The organism is Enterococcus sp. DIV1368b (assembly GCF_050529595.1).
Lineage (GTDB): Bacteria > Bacillota > Bacilli > Lactobacillales > Enterococcaceae > Enterococcus_B > Enterococcus_B mundtii.
Genome location: NZ_CP172883.1, coordinates 927,298 through 950,203 on the forward strand (window position 1 = coordinate 927,298; position 22,906 = coordinate 950,203).

General features: G+C 35.4%; 23 protein-coding genes and 1 riboswitch. Of the genes, 20 read left to right on the plus strand and 3 right to left on the minus strand.

The window, feature by feature from the left end:
- Positions 1 to 200: 200 nt before the first annotated feature.
- The 7 genes from IGJ19_RS04355 (at position 201) to IGJ19_RS04385 (ending at position 8,218) form a co-directional block, all read left to right on the plus strand.
- Complete coding sequence (locus IGJ19_RS04355) at positions 201 to 902, plus strand: IspD/TarI family cytidylyltransferase (RefSeq protein WP_071865961.1); 702 nt, start codon at positions 201 to 203, stop codon at positions 900 to 902.
- A 12-nt stretch (positions 903 to 914) separates the two neighbouring features.
- Complete coding sequence (locus tag IGJ19_RS04360) at positions 915 to 1,970, plus strand: NAD-dependent epimerase/dehydratase family protein (RefSeq protein WP_071865962.1); 1,056 nt, start codon at positions 915 to 917, stop codon at positions 1,968 to 1,970.
- Positions 1,970 to 2,950, plus strand: coding sequence for a glycosyltransferase family 2 protein (locus tag IGJ19_RS04365; protein ID WP_071865963.1), 981 nt, complete (start codon positions 1,970 to 1,972; stop codon positions 2,948 to 2,950). Before IGJ19_RS04360 ends, IGJ19_RS04365 begins: the two co-directional genes overlap by 1 nt.
- Positions 2,951 to 2,989: 39 nt before the next feature.
- Positions 2,990 to 4,384: an O-antigen ligase family protein gene (locus IGJ19_RS04370; protein WP_233433764.1), complete on the plus strand. Its 1,395-nt coding sequence runs from the start codon at positions 2,990 to 2,992 to the stop codon at positions 4,382 to 4,384.
- A gap of 19 nt (positions 4,385 to 4,403) precedes the next feature.
- Complete coding sequence (locus IGJ19_RS04375; RefSeq protein WP_071865965.1) at positions 4,404 to 5,621, plus strand: CDP-glycerol glycerophosphotransferase family protein; 1,218 nt, start codon at positions 4,404 to 4,406, stop codon at positions 5,619 to 5,621.
- 204 nt (positions 5,622 to 5,825) lie between these two features.
- The gene (locus tag IGJ19_RS04380; protein ID WP_071865966.1) at positions 5,826 to 7,232 is read left to right on the plus strand and encodes a lipopolysaccharide biosynthesis protein; all 1,407 of its coding nucleotides are present in this window, start codon (positions 5,826 to 5,828) and stop codon (positions 7,230 to 7,232) included.
- A 29-nt stretch (positions 7,233 to 7,261) separates the two neighbouring features.
- Positions 7,262 to 8,218: an NAD-dependent epimerase/dehydratase family protein gene (locus IGJ19_RS04385; protein WP_430604436.1), complete on the plus strand. Its 957-nt coding sequence runs from the start codon at positions 7,262 to 7,264 to the stop codon at positions 8,216 to 8,218.
- A gap of 114 nt (positions 8,219 to 8,332) precedes the next feature.
- On the opposite strand, the gene IGJ19_RS04390 is transcribed toward IGJ19_RS04385, so the two are convergent.
- Positions 8,333 to 9,487 (minus strand): serine hydrolase domain-containing protein, encoded by a 1,155-nt coding sequence (locus IGJ19_RS04390; RefSeq protein WP_430604437.1) that lies wholly within the window; start codon positions 9,485 to 9,487, stop codon positions 8,333 to 8,335.
- 216 nt (positions 9,488 to 9,703) lie between these two features.
- Between IGJ19_RS04390 and mltG the strand changes: the two genes are divergently transcribed.
- From mltG to IGJ19_RS04435, 9 genes are all read left to right on the plus strand, one after another.
- Positions 9,704 to 10,879 (plus strand): endolytic transglycosylase MltG, encoded by a 1,176-nt coding sequence (mltG, locus tag IGJ19_RS04395; protein WP_071865969.1) that lies wholly within the window; start codon positions 9,704 to 9,706, stop codon positions 10,877 to 10,879.
- A 139-nt stretch (positions 10,880 to 11,018) separates the two neighbouring features.
- Complete coding sequence (greA, locus tag IGJ19_RS04400) at positions 11,019 to 11,498, plus strand: transcription elongation factor GreA (RefSeq protein WP_010735922.1); 480 nt, start codon at positions 11,019 to 11,021, stop codon at positions 11,496 to 11,498.
- A gap of 180 nt (positions 11,499 to 11,678) precedes the next feature.
- Entirely contained in the window at positions 11,679 to 12,410 is a 732-nt protein-coding gene (gene liaF / locus IGJ19_RS04405) for a cell wall-active antibiotics response protein LiaF (RefSeq protein WP_019723159.1), read from the plus strand.
- Complete coding sequence (gene liaS, locus IGJ19_RS04410; RefSeq protein ID WP_019723158.1) at positions 12,407 to 13,480, plus strand: two-component system sensor histidine kinase LiaS; 1,074 nt, start codon at positions 12,407 to 12,409, stop codon at positions 13,478 to 13,480. The genes liaF and liaS overlap by 4 nt, the downstream gene beginning before the upstream one ends.
- Positions 13,477 to 14,109, plus strand: a complete 633-nt coding sequence (locus IGJ19_RS04415) for a response regulator transcription factor (RefSeq protein WP_071865970.1) — start codon at positions 13,477 to 13,479, stop codon at positions 14,107 to 14,109. Before liaS ends, IGJ19_RS04415 begins: the two co-directional genes overlap by 4 nt.
- 121 nt (positions 14,110 to 14,230) lie before the next feature.
- Positions 14,231 to 14,406: riboswitch (M-box (ykoK) riboswitch) on the plus strand.
- Between the two features lie 143 nt (positions 14,407 to 14,549).
- Positions 14,550 to 15,941, plus strand: a complete 1,392-nt coding sequence (gene mgtE, locus IGJ19_RS04420; RefSeq protein WP_071865971.1) for a magnesium transporter — start codon at positions 14,550 to 14,552, stop codon at positions 15,939 to 15,941.
- Between the two features lie 189 nt (positions 15,942 to 16,130).
- On the plus strand, positions 16,131 to 16,796 hold the full coding sequence (locus IGJ19_RS04425) for a potassium channel family protein (RefSeq protein WP_010735916.1): 666 nt from the start codon (positions 16,131 to 16,133) through the stop codon (positions 16,794 to 16,796).
- Between the two features lie 15 nt (positions 16,797 to 16,811).
- Positions 16,812 to 17,114: a HesB/YadR/YfhF family protein gene (locus tag IGJ19_RS04430; RefSeq protein ID WP_010735915.1), complete on the plus strand. Its 303-nt coding sequence runs from the start codon at positions 16,812 to 16,814 to the stop codon at positions 17,112 to 17,114.
- Positions 17,115 to 17,332: 218 nt separating this feature from the next.
- Positions 17,333 to 18,280, plus strand: coding sequence for a phosphoglycerate dehydrogenase (locus tag IGJ19_RS04435; protein ID WP_430604438.1), 948 nt, complete (start codon positions 17,333 to 17,335; stop codon positions 18,278 to 18,280).
- A gap of 65 nt (positions 18,281 to 18,345) precedes the next feature.
- On the opposite strand, the gene IGJ19_RS04440 is transcribed toward IGJ19_RS04435, so the two are convergent.
- Positions 18,346 to 19,152 (minus strand): DUF1189 domain-containing protein, encoded by an 807-nt coding sequence (locus IGJ19_RS04440; RefSeq protein ID WP_086334449.1) that lies wholly within the window; start codon positions 19,150 to 19,152, stop codon positions 18,346 to 18,348.
- A 188-nt stretch (positions 19,153 to 19,340) separates the two neighbouring features.
- On the opposite strand from IGJ19_RS04440, the gene IGJ19_RS04445 reads away from it, so the two are divergent.
- The 3 genes from IGJ19_RS04445 (at position 19,341) to IGJ19_RS04455 (ending at position 20,826) form a co-directional block, all read left to right on the plus strand.
- Complete coding sequence (locus IGJ19_RS04445) at positions 19,341 to 19,814, plus strand: GtrA family protein (protein WP_430604439.1); 474 nt, start codon at positions 19,341 to 19,343, stop codon at positions 19,812 to 19,814.
- Between the two features lie 80 nt (positions 19,815 to 19,894).
- Complete coding sequence (locus IGJ19_RS04450; RefSeq protein ID WP_074799770.1) at positions 19,895 to 20,497, plus strand: superoxide dismutase; 603 nt, start codon at positions 19,895 to 19,897, stop codon at positions 20,495 to 20,497.
- A gap of 128 nt (positions 20,498 to 20,625) precedes the next feature.
- Complete coding sequence (locus IGJ19_RS04455; protein WP_010735910.1) at positions 20,626 to 20,826, plus strand: cold-shock protein; 201 nt, start codon at positions 20,626 to 20,628, stop codon at positions 20,824 to 20,826.
- Positions 20,827 to 20,924: 98 nt separating this feature from the next.
- Here the strand turns inward: IGJ19_RS04455 and IGJ19_RS04460 are convergent, their stop codons facing one another.
- Positions 20,925 to 21,260, minus strand: a complete 336-nt coding sequence (locus IGJ19_RS04460) for a hypothetical protein (RefSeq protein ID WP_256209269.1) — start codon at positions 21,258 to 21,260, stop codon at positions 20,925 to 20,927.
- 404 nt (positions 21,261 to 21,664) lie between these two features.
- Between IGJ19_RS04460 and IGJ19_RS04465 the strand changes: the two genes are divergently transcribed.
- Positions 21,665 to 22,879 (plus strand): LCP family protein, encoded by a 1,215-nt coding sequence (locus IGJ19_RS04465; protein WP_430604440.1) that lies wholly within the window; start codon positions 21,665 to 21,667, stop codon positions 22,877 to 22,879.
- Positions 22,880 to 22,906 lie beyond the last annotated feature (27 nt).

The window sequence follows — 22,906 nt, forward strand, 5'->3', positions numbered from 1 at the left end:
CTTTCTAGTGCGTAAAAATTTAACTAGATAAATGTTTGTCGTTAGGACATTTTACCTGGCATAATATAGAAAACATTGAAACTTATTGGTAGTTGTGAGAAAATGTAAAAGGTTGAATGCAGTTTGACACTGGATTATTATTAGAACATTAAATATGACAAATACTTCATGTACTTGTAAAGGGAAGGAATTTAAATCGAATGATTACAGCTGTTATTATCGCCGGTGGAGTGGGCAAAAGAATGGGACAAGATATCCCAAAACAATTTATCAATATTGAAGGAAAACCGATTATTATTTATACCTTGGAATCATTCCAACACCATCCACAAATTGATCGAATATTAGTGGTTTGTAAATCAGGTTGGGAAGAAACGATGTGGGCGTACATCAAGGAATTCAATATCAGTAAAGTTCAGTGGGTGATTACTGGTGGTTCAAAAGGTCAAGAATCGATTAATAATGGTGTACAATTCTTAAGGGATTATTCTGAGGACGATGACACGATCATCATTCATGACGGCATTCGTCCATTAGTTGATGAACTTGTTCTGTCTGATGTCATCGTAAAATGTAAGGAATTTGGAAATGGTGTCACTTCACTTCCTTATAATGAACAGATTTTTATCAAAAAAACAGAAGAAACGACGGAACAATATGTGGATCGTAATACGTTGCGACGTGTTTCGACACCACAAGCATATCAGTATGGTAAATTGCGAGCTGCATATGATCGAGCAGTAAAAGAGAATATTGGTATGACGGATTCTTCTTATACAAATACGATGATGGTGGATCTAGGTGAAACACTTTATTTTGCTGCTGGTTCAGACAAAAATATCAAATTGACAACTAGAGAAGATTTAGATTTATTCAAAGCATACTTAAAAATGAAAGACTAGGTGGTGAGATAGATGGCTTTAAATACAAATCCGCTATATATAAATGATTTGCAAAAAGTGATCGACCACGTTGAGGGTATCAAAGACTTAAATGGAAAATCACTTTTGATGATTGGTGCATCTGGAATGGTCGGATCGTTTTTAGTCGATACGATCATGTTAGCAAATGATCATTTAGGAATCGATATTAAAGTATATGCGATGGGGAGAAATCGTAAGAAGCTAGAAGCACGATTTGAAAAGTATCAATCAAGTAATAATTTTCAAATCGTAGAAGGGGATGTTACTGAACCTTTAGATCCTTCTATCAAAGCTGATTACATCATTCATGGAGCTAGTAATACGCATCCTAGAGCCTATGCGACAGATCCTATTGGGACGATCATGACTAATTTAGCTGGCACGGAACAAGTCTTAAAGCACGCAGTAGCTACGAATGCTACACGCACACTATTTTTATCTACTGTAGAAATATATGGGGAAAATAGAGGAGATGTAGATAAATTTAAGGAAGACTACTGTGGCTATATCGATTGTAATACGCTAAGAGCCGGTTATCCTGAAGGTAAGAGAGTCAGTGAATCCTTGTGTCAAGCGTATATCGCTAAACATGATCTAGATATTGTCATACCAAGATTATGCCGTACATTTGGACCTACGATGTTATTATCTGATTCAAAAGCTTCTTCACAATTTATTTTGAATGCAGCTCGAGAAGAAGATATCGTTTTAAAAAGTGAAGGCAAACAGTATTTTTCTTATATTTATGTTGGTGATGCAGTCTCTGCCATCCTCCATTTGATGATCCACGGTAAAAACGGAGAAGCGTATAATGTATCAGAAGAGGCTTTTGACTTGCAATTAAGAGATCTTGCGGGAAAATTGGCAGAAATAAACAATAAAAAAGTTATCTTTGAATTGCCCGATGAAACTGAAAAAAAAGGTTTCTCAAAAGCAAATACAGCAATCTTAGACAATCAAAAACTCAAGGAAACTGGGTGGAATTCAGCATTTACACTTGAAGAATCTTTAGCTCACACAGTAAAATTAGTTAAGGATGAAGTTTAATGTGTACAATTAGTATAATCGTGCCTGTATATAAAGTAGAGAAGTATTTAAAAAAATGTGTTGATTCTATTATTGCACAAACTTTTACTGATATTGAAATTATTTTAGTCGATGATGGTTCTCCAGATGATAGTGGGAAAATATGTGACGAATATGCGGTTCAAGATAAACGTATAAAGGTCATTCATAAAGAAAATGGCGGATTGAGTAGTGCTCGTAATGCGGGTATTGAGATGGCTAAAGGAAAGTATTTAGGATTTATTGATAGTGATGATTATATTGCTGAAGATATGTTTGAAATATTGTATGATCAGTTACTGGATTATGATGCGGATATAGCTACAATAGGCATGATCGATGTGTATGAAAACAAAGAAACAAAGGTCAATAACTTAAAATTAGTTGAAGTTCTAGATCAAAAAGATGCGATAAAAGCTGTTCTAGATAGTACAGATGTATACGCGTATGCAGTCAATAAACTTTATAAAAAAGAACTTTTCGACACTGTACGCTATCCTATTGGGAAAATTGTAGAAGATGCTTTTATAATTATGGATCTATTACTTCAATGTGATAGGATAGTTACTAATACTGAACAAAAATATTATTATTATCGAAGAAATGACAGTATTACTGGATTGTCTTTTTCGACTAAAAATTTTGATGTGATTGAAGCATGGGAAAAAAATGGTGAGTTAGTGAAGAACGCTTACCCAGAACTTTCAGATTCGATCCATCGTAGAATATGTTGGGCATATTTTGATGTTTTAGATAAGATAGCGATCAGTGATAATAGTGAATCAAAAGAAATCAGAAAACCGCTAGTGAAATTTTTAAAATCGAATTTCATGTTTGTAATGAAAAATCCAATATTCACTAAAAGTCGAAAACTGTCGATGCTTGCATTAATGATAAGTAATTTATGTTATGATACATTAGCCAAGATAAAATATAATTATGTAACTAAGAAAAATAGTTGATGGCTTAAAAATGAATGTGACAGGAGAAGAATGAGTTTTATGGAAACAAAAAAAGATGATTATCTTCAAAAAGGTAAAAATATTTTTATAGTAGGGTTATTGGTCCTGCTCATCAGTAGAGCAGTTGGTGCGTACAGTTTACTTCCTTCTACAATTGATAGTGTACTGTTTTCGATATTAGCGATATTTGGTTCAATTGTATTATTAGCTGATTTTTTTACTAGAGTATTGAAAAAAAATCGTTGGACATATGATATCTTGCTACTTTTATTTATCGTTATCATGTGTATTTCTAGCTTGATAAACATGAAGTACGGTATATTTGGTAATCTCAAATTTATTGTATGGCAAGCATTATATTTCTTTATTGTCTATGACAATGGAATCAGCAGTGATAGAAATAAGGCCGATCACTTATTATCGATCATAAGTGGAACATTGATAGTGATTTGGACTAGTTTAGTAGTCGTTTCATTAGGGATGTTTTTGACTCAGTACAATTATTCAGTCCAATTAAGCAGAGTCAATCCCCTTAGAATAGGTATGTTGGAAGGTAGACTATTTGGTGTATTTTCTGATCCAAACTATGGTTCCGTGATGTGTGTAGTAACGATCTTTCTTAGCTTGTATTATATCTTTAGTAAGAAATATTCAAACAAATGGTTGTTGACAGGTGTGTATTTTTCAATCTTCTTAAATATCAGTTACATCATTTTATCAGGTTCTAGAAATGGCTTGATTACTTTATTAGTGACAACTTTTGTTTTTGTTTTCTTTTCGATGTATCAGTATCAATTAAAGAAAAAAATGAACCTTCTTTTAAACATCTTGCTTTCAATAGTAAGTGGGGTGGCTGTTATGGCCATTGTTTTTGGCGGAGCTCAGTTGATCAAAATCGGATGGTCATATTTTCCACAGTTTTTTGAGAAAAAACAAACTGGAATTACAGCAGGTAGAGTCAACTTAACAAGGCCCGATGTGGCACAAAGTACAGATGTATCTAATTTACGTTTTACTATTTGGAAAAGTGCTGTAGAGATTTTTCAATCAAGTTGGTTATTTGGTACTTCCCCTAAAAATATGATTGCTTATGCACAAGATGTTTTACCAAATACTTATATTGCACAACGTAATTTTTCTGTACACAATGCGTATTTGAATACTCTAGCATCTACTGGGATATTAGGTGGTCTAACATTTGTTGCTTTCATCGTTAGTAAAGCAGCTCGTATCATCACCTTTTTATTCAAACCAATCACTAATTTATTTGGTACACGAATGATTTATTGTATTTGTGGTATTTTTGCATTAGCATTTTCTGGATTTTTCCATAATGAAATGATTCTTGTGAATATTTCTGGCGCATTCTTATTCTGGTTTTTACTTGGTGAAGTAATCGGGAAGCTAAAAGCAAGCGATGGAATGAATCAATAAGAATGTGAGGAAAAGTTATATGATAGCGTCGCTTAAAAATAATATCGATCGGATGATTTTTGTAGTCAAAAGTCTCTTCTTGCGAGTAGGAAGATACGCTGTTTTTTATTGTTGTTATCCATTTTTAGTCATGCAACCTTTAAAAAGAAATAAAATCGTTGTTTCTAGCTATTTTGGAAAAGGTTATGGAGATAATCCTAAGTATATTTGTGAATATTTACTATCCCAAAAAGATGATTTAGACATTGTTTGGTTATGTAAGCCAGAAGTCCTTCAACATCAAGCAGATCTATTTCCAGATACGATAAGGTTAGTGAAAAATAAATCAGTTCGAGCATTGATTGAGATGTTCACGGCTAAGATTTGGATCGACAATTGTCGTAAAAGCTTTTATCCACCCAAAAGAAAAGGACAGTTTTATCTCCAGACCTGGCATGCTGGATTCGGACTCAAGCGAATCGAGAATAATGCAGCTGGTAAATTAAAACCAAGATATGTAAAATTAGCCAAAAAAGATTCTCAAATGTGCGATCTATTGGTTTTTGAAAGCTCTGATCTATTTAAAGATATCGGTAAAATGTTCTGGTATGAGGGAGAAATTTTTAGAGAAGGTGTTCCTAGAAATGACGTGATCGTCAATAACGATCCCACTATCATCCGTAAAGTGTATGAGTATTATCAAATTCCAACAGACCAAAAAATTGTTTTATACGCACCGACCTTTAGAGCAGGAGAACTGATAAAAGTCAGTCCAGATTTTTTGGAGCAAGTTAGAAAAGCTTTCTCAGATAAATTTGGCATCGACTATCAGATGCTTATCCGTCTTCATCCAAATGATACGGAGAATAAAAAACAGATTTTAGGAGAATTAGATAACTCTACTCTTATTGATGCTTCTGACTATAATGATATGCAAGAATTGTTGTGCGCAACAGATGTATTGATCACAGATTATTCTTCAACTATCGGTGAAGCATTAGTATCTAACAAAAAGTGTTTTATCTATGCGTATGATTATGACCAATATCTAGAAAATAGAGGTCTAGTAATGGATTTAGCAGACTTGCCATTTCCGTTGATTAGAAGTCAAGAAACATTCATTGAAGGTATTGAGAATTTTGATTTGGACGAGTATCTAGCTAAAATGGAAGAATTTAAACAAGGCTTGAATATTTCCGAATCTGGTCATGCAAGTAAAACATTAGGAGATCGTTTGTTGATTGAGATGTCTAAGTAGTTAGTTATAGACAAGACAGAGTTTGGGGTTGTTACAAACGTTAATTTAGGCACCTATGGACCTCTAAAACTGAATAAATAGAGGTTCATAGGGCTTTTTAAACTTGGTCAAAGGGCATGCCAGAAGTAGTTTCTTCGGAAATAAACAGAATACTTTTGGCACGATATCAAACTCAAATTTATTCTGAAAGGTCGTAAAAGAAGTATGAGTAAATACAAAAAATTAGTCGGGAATTCTTTCATATTCGCAGTAGGTAATTTAGGGAGTAAACTAATATCATTCGTATTGGTTCCACTTTATACATATTATCTAACTACACAAGAATATGGGAAGGTTGACTTAGTTACGACAACTGTCAGCCTATTGATCCCAATTGTTTCAGGAGGAATATCTGTTGCTGTTTTAAGATTTGCACTGGACAAAGATGTAGATAAAAAATCAGTCGTAACAAATGCTACGATCATTGCAATAATTGGGATTGTGATTACAGCGTTATGTTACCCATTATTGGCAATGACTGGTGCTTTTGATCAAATACTTCTAGCATTTATGTTTTTACTGGCATTTCAAGTATTTACACAAATCATTGCACAATTTGCTAGAGGTAACGGACAAGTTCGTATTTTTGCTTTTAATGGTATGATCAAAACTCTAGCGATCGGATTATTGAATATTTACTTCCTGGTAGTATTAAAAATGGGATTGAATGGATATTTGATATCATTGATACTTGCGGAAATCATTTCTTTCATTTATCTTGCATGTACAACACCATATTTTAAAGATTTTTCTGTTAAACTTATTAATAAATCTTTTATGAGAGAGATGCTAGTTTTTTCGATTCCGACTATTCCTAATGATGTCTTATGGTGGTTTGTCAATAGTGCAAGTCGATACTTTATTTTGTATTTTCTTGGAGTAAGCGCAAACGGAATCTATGCTGTCGCTAATAAAATACCTTCTGTTATCTCTATGATGCAGTCTGTTTTCTCACAAGCATGGCAGATTTCTCTTGTTGACGAGCGAGACTCAGAATCTCGTGGAGAATTTCATGCAAATATTTTTAAATATTATTCATTTTTGCTATTTTTTACAGCTTCATCGATCATGGTGATTTTAAAGTGGCTTTTAGGTAATTTAGTCCAAAGTTCATTTTTTATCAGTTGGCAAGTCACTCCGTTTTTATTGATTTCTGCTATTTATTCTGGATTTATCGGTTTCTATGGACAGTTTTATATTGCAGAAAAGAAAACAAAAGGATTGATGAATACTTCATTGATTTCCGGTTTACTGAGTGTCATACTTAACTTTCTTTTCATTTCATCTTTTGGCTTGATAGGGGTTGGATTTGCTTCGATGATCAGCTTGTTTGTTGGTTGGATGATTCGAATTTATGATACAAGTAAATTTATCACTGTAAATATAAATGTATGGAATATCGTATTAAATCATGTAGTTTTGGCCGCCCAAGTTGCATTGATCTTTTTATTCGATGGGTTATTGTTGATTGGATTAGAATTAGTTTGCTTAATTGCTTTATTATTTGTTAATATGGACATCGTAAAAGGTCTTTTAAAGACTGGTAAACGCATGGTACATTCAAGAAAATAAAAATATCAAAAATAGAGGAGTGAGTTCAAATGAATTCTATTTTAATAACTGGTGGAGCCGGCTTTATCGGCTCTACACTAGCCAATCATTTGAGTGAAAATAATAAAGTGGTTGTCATTGACGATCTATCTATGGGAAATAAAGAAAACCTTGATTTCACAAAAAATATCGTCTTTGTTGAAGGCGACGTATCTGATGAAAAAACAATGGACGAACTATTAAGCAATCAACAATTTGATTACATCTTCCATTTAGCAGCAATCGCCAGCGTTGCTGATTCTGTGGAACGCCCAATGGAAACCCATCGAGTGAATTTTGATAGTGTCTTGATGTTACTTGAGTTAATTCGTAAGTATCAGCCAAATTTAAAGCGTATTGTATTTAGCTCTTCTGCAGCTGTTTATGGAGATGAACCAACACTACCTAAAAAAGAAGAGTCAGTTATTCGACCGTTGACGCCTTATGCTATTGATAAATTTGCCGCTGAACAATATGTACTTGATTATTGCCATTTGTATGATGTGCCAGGAACTGCGGTACGTTTCTTCAACGTATACGGTCCAAATCAAAATCCAAATTCGCCATATAGTGGGGTGATCTCGATTTTAGTGGATCGCTATAAAAAGCAACTTGCTGGTGAAAAAGCGTCATTTACTTTATTCGGCGATGGCAGTCAATCAAGAGATTTTGTCTATGTTGAAGATGTTGTGCAAGCTTTATTACTTGTTTCCAAAGAAGAAAAAGCACTAGGGCAACAATTCAATGTTGGAACGGGAAACAGTACAACTTTACTTGAGTTGATCCAGACAATCAATCAGATTCTTGAAGTTGAATTACTGTTAGATTATCAAGAGGAGAGAGTAGGAGATATCCACGACTCTTTAGCTGATATCACTAAGCTTTCAGCACTAGGTTACCAACCTAAACATAGCATACTTGATGGCATGAGAAAATATTTAGCAACAGAAATAAATACGACAAAATAATAAAGTTTCTTTATTCAGGAAACAACAGAGAAAACCTTGTATCAAGCCAAATTGCTTATACAAGGTTTTCTTCGTTCTTATTCAATTATCACAGATGACAGGTCAACACATTGCTTATTCATCATTTCCCATCAATTTATAAATCTGATCTCTAAGGTCGGTGGCAGTTGTTTTATATTTTTTATCGGCTTGGATATTACTTTCTAGCACAACTGCATCAGAGGTATCTTTTTTCATTGCTAATACCGCATGGAAACGATTGATGTTTCCTTGAGCAAATATTGTATCCCTTCCACTATAGACCCCACCATTATATGGACGCCCACTCAAATTATTTCCCCATAGAGAAAAAAGTAAATCTTTTGGAATCAATTGCCCTTTTAATACTTTTGTAAAAAATTCATTCAAATCATAGACGGACATACTGATATTCCCAGTTCCTAATTCATTACGTATATCTGTTTCAGATTCAGTCAAAGCTTGATGATAATCATCGTCTGGACTCATTTGATAAGAGACTGCGTGTTCTGAAGTGTTTTTGACTTGGTCATAGAAGGTCGTCTGTTTCAATTGTAAGGGAGTGATGATTTGATCATACACCAACTTTTCGTATGGCTGATGGGTCAATTTCATTAAAATACCTGTTAGTAATGTGAAATTCAATGGTTCATATTTGTAACTTTGATCATTGGTATATTCGAGATGGTCTATGGCAAACTGGATCACCTCTTGGTCATTCATCGGTACGGTCGGAGAAGCTGTTTTTTTCAATCCTGATCGCATATATAATAAATCTTTGATCGTGATTTTATTGCTACCGTTGATTTGGGGATAAAATTTAGCCAGTTTTGTATCTAAAGAAAGTTTCCCTATATCCACTTGTTTTAGAATCAGTAGCGCAGTCATTGCTTTTTGGATCGAACCAATTTGATAATACAGAGATGGAGTATTTGGTTGCTGTGCTTCTTCGTTAGCGTATCCGTAGCCCTTTTCAAGGATCACTCGATTGTTTTTACGAATATAGACAGATCCAACATAATCATTTTTTTGTAACAATTGGTCGATTTGATCGGCAAGGACCTGTTCGTCTTTGGTCAAATCTAGGGAATCGTTTGCCACTTGAATCGAGGCGGATACTCTTGACTGTGCCATTTCATAGGTAGACCAAGTGATGATTCCAATAGTGACGACTAAAATGAATAAGCAGATTTTTTGAGAGAAAGAAAAATGGGAAGCTTGTTTTCTTCTTAAATGTTTCCTTTTGTTCATGTATATCAATCCTTCCTGTCTAAGAGCTTAGTGATTAAATGAAGCAGATTATTGTTATTTAGTAAATAAGAATCATTTTATTTTCTATTTTAAGCCGAAGAGAATCGATTTACTACTTACAATTTTGACATAAGAATTGTTAAAAATAATTCACCTCTGCCTGAATTTCATGTATAATGAATAAAGTTATGAAGTTGATAGTAAGGAGGAGTTGTTTTGTCAGAAAACAAACAACATCCAGATGAGAAGAGACGACGACAAAAGAATGCAACTGATTCGACAGATGTAGTCAGTAAGCGAAAAGACCTACGTAAAAAAGAAGATAAAATCGTAGGAAAAATTATTTTAGTGATTGCGCTTACGTTGCTAATTATTGGATGTGTATTTGGTTTTACGGTCTATCGCTATATCGATAGTGGCTTAAAACCTTTAGACCCAGAGAATGAACAATTGGTTTCGATCGAAATCCCTAGTGGCTCTTCAAATAAGCAAATCGGAGAGATTTTAGAACAAGACCATATCATCAAGAGCGGTATCGTATTTAATTATTATACAAAATTTAAAAATATGACTGGCTTTCAGGCTGGCTTCTACCAATTAGCCCCTAACATGACGTTAGATGAAATCGGTAAACAGCTCCAAGAAGGTGGAACCTCAGAACCTACAGAAGTGGCAGATGGGAAAATCACGATACCAGAGGGATATGATGCAGAGCAGATTGCAGAACGAGTAGCTAAAATCACTGGAAAAGACAAGCAAGAATTTTTAGATCTACTAAAAAATGAAGCCTTTTTCACTGAGTTAACTCAAAAATATCCTGATTTATTAGAAAGTGCAGCTAAGGCAGAAAACACCAAGTATCGCTTAGAAGGTTACTTATTCCCAGCGACTTATGATTACTATAAAGATATGTCACTCAAAGATTTGATCATTCAGATGGTCAATAAAACGAATACCGTGTTACAACCATACTTCTCTACGATCAAGCAGCAAAATCATACGGTTCAAGAAATCATGACACTTGCTTCATTGATCGAAAAAGAAGGCGTATCTGAATCAGACCGTAAAAATATTGCTAGAGTTTTCTTTAATCGGATTGACATAGGGATGCCATTACAATCAGATATTTCTATTTTATATGCGTTAGGCGAACACAAAGAATTTGTCTCTTATGAAGATACGGCAGTCGATTCACCATATAATCTGTATACAAATAAGGGATATGGGCCAGGACCATTCAACAGCCCAAGTGAAGCAGCTATTCAAGCTGTGATTGAACCTGCAGAGAATGATTATTATTATTTCGTCGCAGATATCTCTACAGGTGAGGTTTATTTTGCAAAAACATATGAAGAGCATATGGAATTAGTACAAAAATACGTAAATAATTAAAATTGAGCGTTATCTGTAACTTTATTTATTTTTAGAAAAACATTTACATTTTAGAAAAAGCATGGTAATCTTTTTTGGACTGTAGTCCGTAAAAGATTACCTTTTGCGGTATTCCATAGAAAAAGGAGAAGAGTTATACATGGTAGAAAAAGTATATCCTATGACGCTTGAAGGAAAAGCGAAATTAGAGCAAGAATTAGAAGAATTAAAAACAGTTAAACGGGGAGAAATCATTGAACGAATCAAGATCGCCCGTGGCTTTGGTGATTTATCTGAGAACTCAGAATATGAAGCAGCTAAAGATGAACAAGCTTTCGTAGAAGGACGTATCACGACAATCGAGAATATGATCCGTTTTGCACAGATCATTGACAATGATGGCGTTGATTCGGATGAAGTATCTATTGGTAAAACAGTGACGTTCATTGAGTTACCAGATGGTGAAGAAGAAGAGTATACGATCGTGGGAAGTGCTGAGGCAGATCCTTTCTCAGGAAAGATCTCAAATGATTCCCCGATCGCACAAGCTTTGATCGGCAAATATAAAAATGATGAAGTAACGATTTCAACACCTGGTGGCGATATGCAAGTAAAAATCGTCAAGGTCGCGCAAGCATAAGTTGAAATGTAGACACAGATAATCAATTATTGGTTTGTCTATACAAAAAGGTCTGGGACCATGACACAAAGTCCCAGGCCTTTTACTGTAGAAAGCGATAGTTACATCTAAAGTCCTATAGCATCTCAAAACAAAAATAGGTATGATAAAAAAGAGAATGAAAAGGAAAGGAGAATAGCGATGAATAGCTCTTGGCGCTTTTTTATAGTAGTAGAAGCCTTACTATTGATCTTTGCAGTTTGGCAAATCGTAAATAATGTTGAATTATTACTATTAGTTTTATTTGGTATTTTTAATATCTATCTTGCATTGCGAAAATCACCGAGATCGGGGTTTCAAAATTTTCAATTTGTACTAGGTGGACTAGTTATTTTTTTCAGTTTGATCAATAGTCCTGCGCTGTGGGTAATGGCAGTCTTTGCTGTCTTGTTCATTGGTCTTAAAGGTGTAGAGATTTCTGGGATCGATCTAACAAAAAATGCTTTTTGGCGAAAAAAACAAATCATTATGGTTCAAACAGAGCAAGTGAAGTCCCACAATAATGAACGAAAAAAACAACAATTATTCGGTAATCAGCGAATTGGTAATGATGTGTATGAATGGGATGATATCAATATCGCTCTACTTTCAGGAGATACGATCATCGATTTAGGGAACACCTTGTTACCTAAAGACGATAATATCGTTATCGTCAGAAAAGGAATCGGTCGGACACGCATTTTAGTTCCATTAGGGATTGCAATCAGTCTCGAACATGCAACGTTAGTAGGAAATGTACAATTTGAAGAAGAACAATTTGCATTGAAGAACGAGTCGATTAAAATCTATAGTAACGATTACGATGAAAATCCACGTCGTTTAAAAATCATTACGAACACATTACTTGGGGATATTGAGGTGATTCGAGCATGATTGAGAAACTTTCTCGACCGATGCTAGCTATTTATGCTTCGATCGCCTCATTTATCGTCATTTTATTTTCATTTTTTACTTATTTTTACGCAAGTAATCAAACTCATTTTTGGCGTACTTTATTAAGTGCCAGAATTTTATACGTACCATTGATCTTTCACTTATTAGCGATTTCTTCAGGTGTCGGTTTGATTGTTTTTTTGATTGTCTCTCTTTTACAAAAAGCACGTTATGGGAAAATCGAAGAACAGTTACGGGCAATTTCTTCCGGTAACTATGAAGCAAAAGTTTTAAATGATTCCTTACCAAGTGCATCTGACGATATATATGTCAAAGAAATTGAAAAAGAAATCACTAAAATCAAAGAAAAAATGATCGAAGTATCAAGTGAACTTCAAATATTGACGAGTCGACCTCAATATGTTGATGGACAAACAAAAGAGGAAATCTTAGAATTAGAAAGACATCGTTTAGCGCGTGAGCTACATGATTCAGTTTCCCAGCAATTATTTGCAGCGATGATGATGATGTCTGCTTTGACAGAACAAGCCGAAAAAAGTGATACGCCTGAAATGTTTCGTAAACAACTAAGAATGGTAGCAGATATCATCAATGCTTCACAATCTGAAATGCGTGCGTTGCTACTACATTTGCGACCAGTCAACCTTGAAGAGAAAAGTTTGAAACAAGGGATTGAGCAATTATTAAAAGAATTAAAAAACAAGATACAAATTGCATTGAAATGGGATATTGAAGATATCACTTTGTCTGATTCGATTGAAGATCATCTCTTTCGGATCGTTCAAGAACTACTTTCAAATACGTTGCGTCATGCAAAAGCAAATGAATTAGAAGTGTATCTGCATAAAATCGATAATAATCTTTTATTACGAGTGATCGATGACGGTACTGGCTTCAATATGAATGAAACAAAAACCGGTAGCTACGGACTAAACAATATCAGAGAACGTGTAGCAGGTATTGGTGGAACAGTAAAAATCATTAGTTTCAAAGGACAAGGGACAAGTGTGGAAATCAAAGTTCCTTTAATAAAGGAGGCGGAAAAATGATAAAAGTATTACTAGTCGATGATCATGAAATGGTACGTTTAGGGGTTTCTTCCTATTTGTCGATCCAAGAAGATATCGAAGTGATCGGAGAAGCAGAAGATGGGCGACAAGGCTACGAAAAAGCCATGGAACTTCGTCCGGACGTGATTCTAATGGATTTAGTCATGGAAGAAATGGACGGGATCGAATCTACAAAAGCAATCCTCAAAGATTGGCCAGAAGCAAAAATCATTATTGTTACGAGTTTTATTGATGACGAGAAAGTATATCCAGCTATTGAAGCTGGCGCAACAGGCTACTTACTTAAAACATCGACAGCCCATGAAATCGCCGATGCGATTCGTGCGACTCAAAGAGGTGAACGCGTGCTTGAACCTGAAGTAACCTCTAAAATGATGGAAAAAATGAGTCGACGTAATGAGCCAATCTTGCACGATGATTTGACGAATCGTGAAAATGAGATTCTTATGTTGATCTCTGAAGGAAAGAGCAATCAAGAAATCGCTGACGAGTTGTTTATTACTTTGAAAACAGTCAAAACACATGTTTCCAATATTTTAGCGAAATTAGAAGTAGAAGATCGTACCCAAGCTGCCATATACGCGTTCAAACATGGGTTGGTAAAGTAAAAAGAAGCAAAATAATGAATGTACAACTATATTGGGATACGATTAACTATATTACAGATTATTTTTATCAAATATTAATCCTCTTATTGACAAAAACCAATTTTACCTGTAGGGTTTAATTATAAAAACTTGTTAGGTGAGGCTCCTAAAAGAACATAGGCTACTGCCCTTAAACGTCGAGAGACGCCACAGGGTATAACAGGCAACGTCGGCTTAAGGCGTGCTTAACGTAGCTATCTGGATCATATTTCCAGAATTACGTCTTTTAGTGCTAAAGCTCAGACGAGAAGTTCGTTCAGGTAAACACTGGTACCATTTTGATGGGATCTTATGAGACGGCTTCTTTTGGAGGCCGTCTTTTTTATGTACTTCCTGTTTTTCTAACGAATCCATCCAACAAGTTTATATCGAAAAAACGATGTAACAAAGGAGAATACGAGATGAGAACATTAAATGATACAAATAACCTAGAAACACAATTGAAGATTCTTAATTATCTTGAGCAAAAAAAGCTTGAAGAATTGAAGAACTATTTAGCAACGATCGAGAAAGTGGAATTGATCCAACTATTTGTTACGCTACCTTTAGATAAACAAGTGCTGGTCTTTCGATTATTATCAAAAGACAAAGCCCTCGAAATCTTTGAAACATTTGAACCGTCTATCCAACAAGATTTGCTTCGTTCGTTTACGGATGATGGAGTGATTGAATTTGTGAATGAGATGGCTCCAGATGATCGGGTAAGGTTGTTTTACGAACTACCAGCAAGTGTAACTAAAAAACTATTGGCAGAGCTTTCTGAAGAAGAGCGAGCAACAACGAATCGATTGATGGGCTATGAACATGAGACGGCTGGGCGGATCATGACGACTGAATTTATTTCAATTAAAAAAGAAATGACTGTTGAAGAAGCACTGCATAAAATCAGAAAATTAGCGAAAGAAATGGAAACAATCTATATTTTGTATGTGACAGATATGGCGAAAAAAATTGAAGGAGTACTATCATTAAAGGATCTAGTCATTGCAGAAAGTGATCAACGGATTGAAGAAATCATGATCAAGCACGTCGCTTATGTAACCACAGATACAGATCAGGAAGAAACTGCACGATTGTTACAAGAGTTAGATTTGATCGCTATTCCTGTCGTGGATAAAGAAACACGACTAGTAGGTATTGTGACAGTGGATGACGCCATCGATGTCTTAGAGCAAGAAACGACCGAGGATATGTTCAATGCTGCTGGTTTAGCAGACGTCGCCTCTGTAGAAGCTGATCGTAGTACAGTACTGATTAACGGCAGTCTTTGGCAAATCTGGAAAGTCCGCTTGCCTTTCTTAGCGATCACATTAGTTGCAGGGATGTTAGCTGGTCTAGTGATCGATGAGTTTGAACAAACGTTAGAATCAGTGGCCGCTGTTGCTATTTTTATTCCTTTGATCATGGATATGGGTGGGAATGTAGGGACGCAATCATCGACGGTTTTTGTTCGCGGATTATCTTTAGGGCACATTGATCTCAACACGTTTATCAAGCACTTTTTGAAAGAAACAGGTATTGGTCTAAGTTTAGGGATTGTTGTAGGTATCGTATCTGGAATAGTCGCTTCTGTGTGGCAAGGAATACCATTGTTAGGTGTAGCTGTGGGGATCTCCTTGGTCTTTGCAATGACCTTAGCTGCCGCCCTTGGTTTTTTGATTCCTTTTATCTTATTGAAATTGAATATTGATCAAGCTGCTGGATCTGCACCGATCATTACTTCGATCAAAGATATTGCTGGGTTATTTATTTACTTTATTTCAGTTAACGTATTCTTAGGCTACCTATTGTAGGAATAGTTAGTATATATATAGGCATACCTTTTTATTAGAAACATCAAGGAATATTCTATGATCTACCAGAGTAGCCCTTCTTTTGATCCTCCATAAAAATTAGGGTTTTCCGTAAAGAAAAGCAGGGTTGCTTTTGTTTTTAGAGTGGCTTTGCTATACTTGAAATGGAATGGAAAAAGGAGGAGAAAAGTGAAACAGAATTTTGCAATCGTAGGACTTGGACGTTTTGGTGGCAGTATCTGTCGTACGTTAGTCGAAGCTGGTCAAGAAGTTTTAGCCATTGATAGCAGTGAAGATCGCGTGAATGAATATATGAATATCGCAACACATGCAGTGGTTGCGAATGCACAAGATGAAATGACTCTACGGTCTTTAGGAATCAGAAATTTTGATCATGTGATCGTAGCAATTGGAGAAGACATCCAAGCAAGTATTTTAGTGACTCTGATGGTCAAAGAAATGGGCGTTCCGAATATCTTAGCGAAAGCACAAAATGAGTATCATGCTCGTGTTCTTGAAAAGATCGGTGCAGATCGCGTGGTCCATCCTGAGAGGGATATGGGGATACGGATCGCACATAATCTTGTTTCTAAAAATATTTTGGATTATTTAGAGCTGTCAGACAAATTTTCGCTTGCTGAGATTCGGGTATCCAACCCTAAGTTCTTTAATAAAACGTTAGCAGAACTAAATTTCAGACAGCGATTTGATTTGACTGTAGTAGCCATCCGGCGTTTCGATCGTTCTGTCGTGGTGTCACCAGCCGCTGACGAGTATGTACGTGAAAATGATAATTTACTTGTTATCGGAGAAACAGAAGATGTAGATATACTTGATGATAAAATGAATCAATAAAAAGGGGCTCATCACATGCAATTAACAATAACGGACAAAGCAAAAGAATGGTTTCAAGCAGAGGTAGATTTACCTGAAAATTATGGTATCCGTTTTTTTGGGAAAGTATATGGCAAAACAGAAGTACATGAGGGATTTTCAATCGGTATGTCTGTGGAGTTACCAGAACGTCCGATGAAACAAGAAACGATCGATGGTCTATTATTCTTTATTGATGAAGCCGATGATTGGTTCTTCAAAGGCTATGATCTGGTTGTTGATTATGATCCACAATTAGAGGAACCAACGTATCATTTCCAAGAAACAGCAGATGTATAAGGTGAGAGATAGTCTTTTATCTTTAGGAAAATAAGCCTGACGAACGAAAAGTAAGTTTTACTTACTTTCGGATTGTTAGGTTTTTTTTTTAGACAGTCAAACGCTGATTCATTTTTACTAGGTTCATTATAGAAAAAAGTCGTTCAAGGTATGAAGTGCATCATACTTCATTCTTTTGAGGGTTTAAGCTAGACTAATAAGTAGAGAGGATGGGTGTGATGACAAAAAAAATAATTTATTCAGTACGTTCGTTTCGTGAAGAATTTATCGAAAAGATCAAAGAAATAGCACCAGAATATTCATTTCAAACGGAAGTAGCATCCGACGAACTTTCTGAAATAGCGATCAGTATCGGTTGGAACGGCGATTATCAAGAAGGTATATTCGCTTCTGATCGCTTAAAGTGGGTCCAATCGATTTCTGCCGGGGTAGATAATCTTCCATTAAACGAATTCGCCGAAAAAGATATCTTACTTTCCAATGCAAGTGGTATCCATGTAGAATCGATCAGTGAGCATGTGATGGGCATTATTTTAGGCTATTCACGTGGATTGTTTCAAGCCCAACGAGCGCAGTTCCATAAAGATTGGCTAGGATCAGAGATCCATTATCAAGCATTGGCAGATCAAAAATTACTAATTATTGGAACTGGACATATTGGAAAAAAATTGGCACAACATGCAGCTGTATTTGGTTTGGAATGTATCGGTATCAACACATCTGGACATCCAGTAGAGGGCTTCAAAGAGACTTATCCATTAGATAAATTAAAAGAAATCTTGCCGAAAGCAACGATTGTGGTGAATATCTTACCTTTGACAGATCAGACAAAAGGATTGTTTGACGCAAAAGTATTTGAAGCTTTTGATAAAGAAGCGCTATTCATCAATGTAGGACGTGGGCCTTCTGTAAAAACATCTGATTTAATAGCTGCGTTAGACGATGAACAACTTGCTTTTGCGGCTTTAGATGTGTTTGAAGAAGAACCATTAGCAAAAGATAGTCCATTATGGGAAAGAGAAGATGTATTGATCACGTCACACATTGCAGGTCAGACACCACATTTCCAAACAAAGTTTATGGATATTTTTCTAAAAAACTTAAAATCCTACGTAGAAAAAACAGAATTAGAAGTAAATGAAATCGATTTGAATGAAGGTTATTAAAGGTTATTAAATGAAAAAGAATCTCTAGAAGAGGTATGTAGTGACTACCTCTCCCAGAGATTCTTTTATTTTGGCAATTGGATTTTTGGCCAGCCTTTGACTGCTTGAGCAAAAATGAATATACCCGCAAATGCAATAAACGCTGTTGTATCAAAAGTTGGTGCAAAAATCATCAGAATCGTTGCAATAACAGTAGGTAATGAAATCGCATAGATCATTGTTTTTAGACAATCGAGAAAAGTTACTTTAGCCAAACGTAATCTTGCGTAAACATAAGCTGCAAAATTGGCCATAAGTAAAGTGATGATCAAATTTAAAAAGCTAGGATAAATGGAAATCAAAAATACTAGAGCTTTGATCCAAAAAGGGATCGTTGCTTCACTTAATGTACTACGTAAGCTTTCACCTGTTAGATTTTTTAAGGTATTATTCGTATACTCAATTTCAAATTGATTGTTGTTCAACAATGCCGAAGTCGTGCCAGTATTCGGTAAAGCTAATACCAATTTATCCTTTAAGAGACCGACACTTAGGAAATTCCCTATCAAATCTGAAGAGATATCTTCAGGGGTACGTTTTCCTTCGGGATCAAAGGTAAAGATGATCGAATCCGTTTGATAAATAAAACCATCATTTGTTGGCGAATCGATTTGTCCGTCACGAATCTTAAAATCTGGAATTTCAGATGCGATTTTTTGACCATCGGATTTGATCGTGTCTAGCACTTGAAAAATTTGGTAAGAAATAGGTAATGCCATTAGTATACTTAAACATAAAAGATAGACTAATGATTTTCCAAATGATACGTTTTTAGCATTTTTAAGCTCGGTGAATCGAGCAAATGAGCTAATGATTAATTGTTTTGTTGTCATAATTACTCCTTCTGTAGAATTGTCATCACTAGCAATTCTAGCGGAGTATGCTATGAATTACAAGAGTTCTAAAACATTCTCTCACGATAGATAAGGTTATATTCTTATTGTTCATTGTTTTCTAGAGATGAAAATTGTTAGCAGATAGAGTATGATAGGAAAGAATGATAAATAAGGTAGGTAGAAAAATGAAGATTTATGTTCAATTTAAAAGCTATTTAGAAAGTAAAGGGTATTGGGAAGTTTTCATCTATCTATTTTTTGGTGGATTAGCAACGATTGTCAATTTTGTCAGTTATGCAATCGCGCAACAAATCTTCCAGTTATCGATGCCCGTTTCGAATACGATTTCTTGGATTTGTTCTGTTCTGTTTGCATTTGTCACCAATAAGGTATGGGTCTTTCAATCAAAATCTCCTAGTTATACGCATTTGTTTATCGAGTTTGGAAAATTTGTTTTTTACCGAATCGTTTCTTATGGACTAGACATGGGCGCCATGTTCTTGATGATCAAAGGATTGGAAATGAATGATTATGTGGCTAAAATCATTACACAGGTTTTAGTCGTATTGGCAAATTATGTCTTTAGCAAATTATTTATTTTCAATAAGACAGAAATTATCGAAGAGCCAGTAGAAAACAGTAAAAAATTGGAAGACTAGGCATAACAATTGAAGAATTCCCCTCACTTTGTTACTCTTTTAGTGTAAAGAGACCCAACAACTATGAGGAGGAATTTTTTATGACTTACACATTACCAGATCTACCCTATGCATTTGATGCATTAGAACCATATATTGACGAAGAAACGATGCATTTGCATCATGACAAACATCACAATACTTATGTGACAAATTTAAATGCAGCGATCGAAAAATATCCTGAACTAGGTGAAAAAACAATAGAAGAATTGGTTTCAGACATGGATGCTATTCCATCTGACATTCAAACTGCTGTACGTAATAATGGTGGTGGACATGCGAACCATTCATTCTTCTGGAAAATCATGGCACCAAATGCTGGTGGCGAACCAACAGGAGCAATCAAAGACGCAATTAATGAAACATTCGGCGATTTTGCAACATTCAAAGAAGAATTCAAAAAAGCAGCAGCAGGACGTTTCGGTTCTGGCTGGGCTTGGTTAGTACTTGAAGATGGCAAACTTGCCATCACTTCTACTGCCAACCAAGATTCACCATTGATGGAAGGCAAGAAACCTGTTCTAGGTTTAGATGTATGGGAACATGCTTACTACTTGAAATACAAAAATGTACGTCCTGATTACATTGAAGCTTTCTGGAATGTTGTGAATTGGGATGAAGTTAACAAGCATTTCGCAGGATAAAATAGCTTTCTTCCATTTGCCATGCAATTTAGAAAATTAACGGGGCAATGCTTGCGAGCGTTTTCTAAATTCGGTATAATGTTTGTGCAAGGGTTACTTGCAAGAACTTTTTTGGAGGCTATATATTTATGGAACACGGTACAGTAAAATGGTTCAACAATGAAAAAGGATTTGGGTTTATTACAGTAGACGGTGGAGACGATGTATTCGTACATTTCTCAGCAATCCAAGGCGATGGCTTCAAAAGCTTAGAAGAAGGCCAAGAAGTAGAATTTTCTATCGTTGAAGGTGCGCGCGGTCCTCAAGCTGCTGAAGTATCTAAATTATAAGATCATGTTGACGAAAAAAGAAGATACGGCTTGCCGTATCTTCTTTTTGTTTTTTTATTTTCTCTTTCTGGAAAAAATGGTTTTACAAGAAAAATTAGTTATTTTTGCTTATCACCATACATCATTTCTTTGATTTTTTGGACTAAGTGCTTATTTTCTGAAGCAGAAAGGTCATTGCGGATGGTAATATAAGGAATTTCATCTTCATAACTGATTATTTTGGTGGGGGCTTCAGTTGTACGAATAATCAAGTCAGGATTTAGCAATAATTCATTTGTGAAAAGGACATTCAAATACAAACGTAATTGGTCTTGTAAAACTTTTACATATAATAATTCGATACTTAGTGGATAATCACTTTCTAATTTCACTTTGATCTCTTTATCAAAAAATGTGGGTGGGGCAATGACTAAAAATGCTTCGATCTCTCGCATATGGAGAGCTACTAGAATGTTTTAACAATATTTACTTGAACAATCACTTACAACAAATAAAAAAAGACGGAGAGAACGGAGAAGTTGTTTCATTTCCTGATTTCTCCGCTTTTTTTTGCTGGAAATGCTTAATAGGAAGGCATAAACAAAGTTAAAAAAACTAGTTTTTTTAATTTATTGAACAAAAAATCATAAAAATCCAATAAAACGTATAAAAAGAATCGCTTTCTTTCTTTTCTGTTTATGCGCCCTATGGTATGATAATTAAGAATTTTACAAAAAATACATATAAATCACGAAGATAAACACTATTTTTTAAAGTTTTATTAGGATTAAGTAGTTGGATTGCTGAATGATTGGGTGTATGAGAGAATAATCAAGAATATGTATGATAGAGGTGTAGTATGAAGCGGTGGCAAAAAGTGATATTGACTTTATTGGGAATAATCGTACTTCTCATCGGCGGAGTTTCAGCTTATGGAATCAAGTTTATGGGTGAAGCGAGCCAAACAGTCAATCGGATTTCAAAACAATCTGATCGTGTATCAGCAAAACGTGACGATCGAGTAAGCATTGATGATCAAGAACCCTTTTCAGTATTATTATTAGGATTAGATACAGGAGGCCTTGGACGAACAGAACAAGGGAGATCCGATACGATGATGGTCGTGACCGTCAATCCACAACAAAAGAAATCAACGATCATTAGTTTGGACCGAGATATCTATACGAATATCGTCGGATATGGGACGGTCGATAAGTTGAACCATGCCTATGCATTTGGTGGTGTAGAGATGGCGATGGATTCAATCGAACAATTACTTGATATCCCTATTGACCACTATGTCACGATCAATTTGGATGGTATGAAAGACTTGATCGATGCAGTAGGTGGGATCGAGATCGACAATAAAATCGACTTTACTTTAGATGGCGTCCATGTTCCAGAAGGAAAACAAACAGTTGATGGTGAAAAAGGGTTGGCGTATGCAAGAATGCGTCATGAAGATCCTGAAGGTGACATTGGTCGACAAGCACGTCAACGAGAAGTTGTGACGAAAATCGTCAATAAAGTAGTCAGTCTTGATGGCGTAAGTAACTATCGAAAACTTTTAGATGCGGCAGGCAACAATGTGACTACTGATTTGGATTGGGATGACATGCTAGATATTGCAACAAATTATACCTCTGCTTTCCAAACGATCAAGCAAGACCAACTAAAAGGAAAAGACACGACGATCAATGATGTGTACTACCAAATACTAGGTCAAAATGACTTATTATCGATCCAAAACCAATTGAAAAAACAATTAGAGATCAAACCAAGTGATATGTTGCCTAACTTAAAAAATGATAATGCCTATATGATGTTTTATGATGACTCAGAAAATGGTGATGGAGATTCCACTGCTAATACCACGACCAGTGAGACATCTGAGTATTCACAAGATACGTACAATCAATATGGCACTGATGGGTATGGTCAGCAGTCGGTCTACTCAGAAGACACCTCTCAATACTACGACCCGAATCAGTATAACCAGCAACAATATTATGACCCATACGGCGGTCAGCAAAATGATCAAAGCACAGAAACTTGGACAGGCAATGGCTATTAACAAGTTTTGTTCATATGATTTATCCAA

Excerpts from the sequence above, each read along its gene's own strand:
- IGJ19_RS04355 (WP_071865961.1), top strand. The coding sequence starts at position 201 with ATGATTACAGCTGTTATTATCGCCGGTGGAGTGGGCAAAAGAATGGGA.
- IGJ19_RS04360 (WP_071865962.1), top strand. The coding sequence starts at position 915 with ATGGCTTTAAATACAAATCCGCTATATATAAATGATTTGCAAAAAGTG.
- IGJ19_RS04365 (WP_071865963.1), top strand. The coding sequence starts at position 1,970 with ATGTGTACAATTAGTATAATCGTGCCTGTATATAAAGTAGAGAAGTAT.
- IGJ19_RS04370 (WP_233433764.1), top strand. The coding sequence starts at position 2,990 with ATGGAAACAAAAAAAGATGATTATCTTCAAAAAGGTAAAAATATTTTT.
- IGJ19_RS04375 (WP_071865965.1), top strand. The coding sequence starts at position 4,404 with ATGATAGCGTCGCTTAAAAATAATATCGATCGGATGATTTTTGTAGTC.
- IGJ19_RS04380 (WP_071865966.1), top strand. The coding sequence starts at position 5,826 with ATGAGTAAATACAAAAAATTAGTCGGGAATTCTTTCATATTCGCAGTA.
- IGJ19_RS04385 (WP_430604436.1), top strand. The coding sequence starts at position 7,262 with ATGAATTCTATTTTAATAACTGGTGGAGCCGGCTTTATCGGCTCTACA.
- IGJ19_RS04390 (WP_430604437.1), bottom strand. The coding sequence starts at position 9,487 with ATGAACAAAAGGAAACATTTAAGAAGAAAACAAGCTTCCCATTTTTCT.
- greA (WP_010735922.1), top strand. The coding sequence starts at position 11,019 with ATGGTAGAAAAAGTATATCCTATGACGCTTGAAGGAAAAGCGAAATTA.
- liaF (WP_019723159.1), top strand. The coding sequence starts at position 11,679 with ATGAATAGCTCTTGGCGCTTTTTTATAGTAGTAGAAGCCTTACTATTG.
- liaS (WP_019723158.1), top strand. The coding sequence starts at position 12,407 with ATGATTGAGAAACTTTCTCGACCGATGCTAGCTATTTATGCTTCGATC.
- IGJ19_RS04415 (WP_071865970.1), top strand. The coding sequence starts at position 13,477 with ATGATAAAAGTATTACTAGTCGATGATCATGAAATGGTACGTTTAGGG.
- mgtE (WP_071865971.1), top strand. The coding sequence starts at position 14,550 with ATGAGAACATTAAATGATACAAATAACCTAGAAACACAATTGAAGATT.
- IGJ19_RS04430 (WP_010735915.1), top strand. The coding sequence starts at position 16,812 with ATGCAATTAACAATAACGGACAAAGCAAAAGAATGGTTTCAAGCAGAG.
- IGJ19_RS04435 (WP_430604438.1), top strand. The coding sequence starts at position 17,333 with ATGACAAAAAAAATAATTTATTCAGTACGTTCGTTTCGTGAAGAATTT.
- IGJ19_RS04440 (WP_086334449.1), bottom strand. The coding sequence starts at position 19,152 with ATGACAACAAAACAATTAATCATTAGCTCATTTGCTCGATTCACCGAG.
- IGJ19_RS04445 (WP_430604439.1), top strand. The coding sequence starts at position 19,341 with ATGAAGATTTATGTTCAATTTAAAAGCTATTTAGAAAGTAAAGGGTAT.
- IGJ19_RS04450 (WP_074799770.1), top strand. The coding sequence starts at position 19,895 with ATGACTTACACATTACCAGATCTACCCTATGCATTTGATGCATTAGAA.
- IGJ19_RS04455 (WP_010735910.1), top strand. The coding sequence starts at position 20,626 with ATGGAACACGGTACAGTAAAATGGTTCAACAATGAAAAAGGATTTGGG.
- IGJ19_RS04460 (WP_256209269.1), bottom strand. The coding sequence starts at position 21,260 with ATGCGAGAGATCGAAGCATTTTTAGTCATTGCCCCACCCACATTTTTT.
- IGJ19_RS04465 (WP_430604440.1), top strand. The coding sequence starts at position 21,665 with ATGAAGCGGTGGCAAAAAGTGATATTGACTTTATTGGGAATAATCGTA.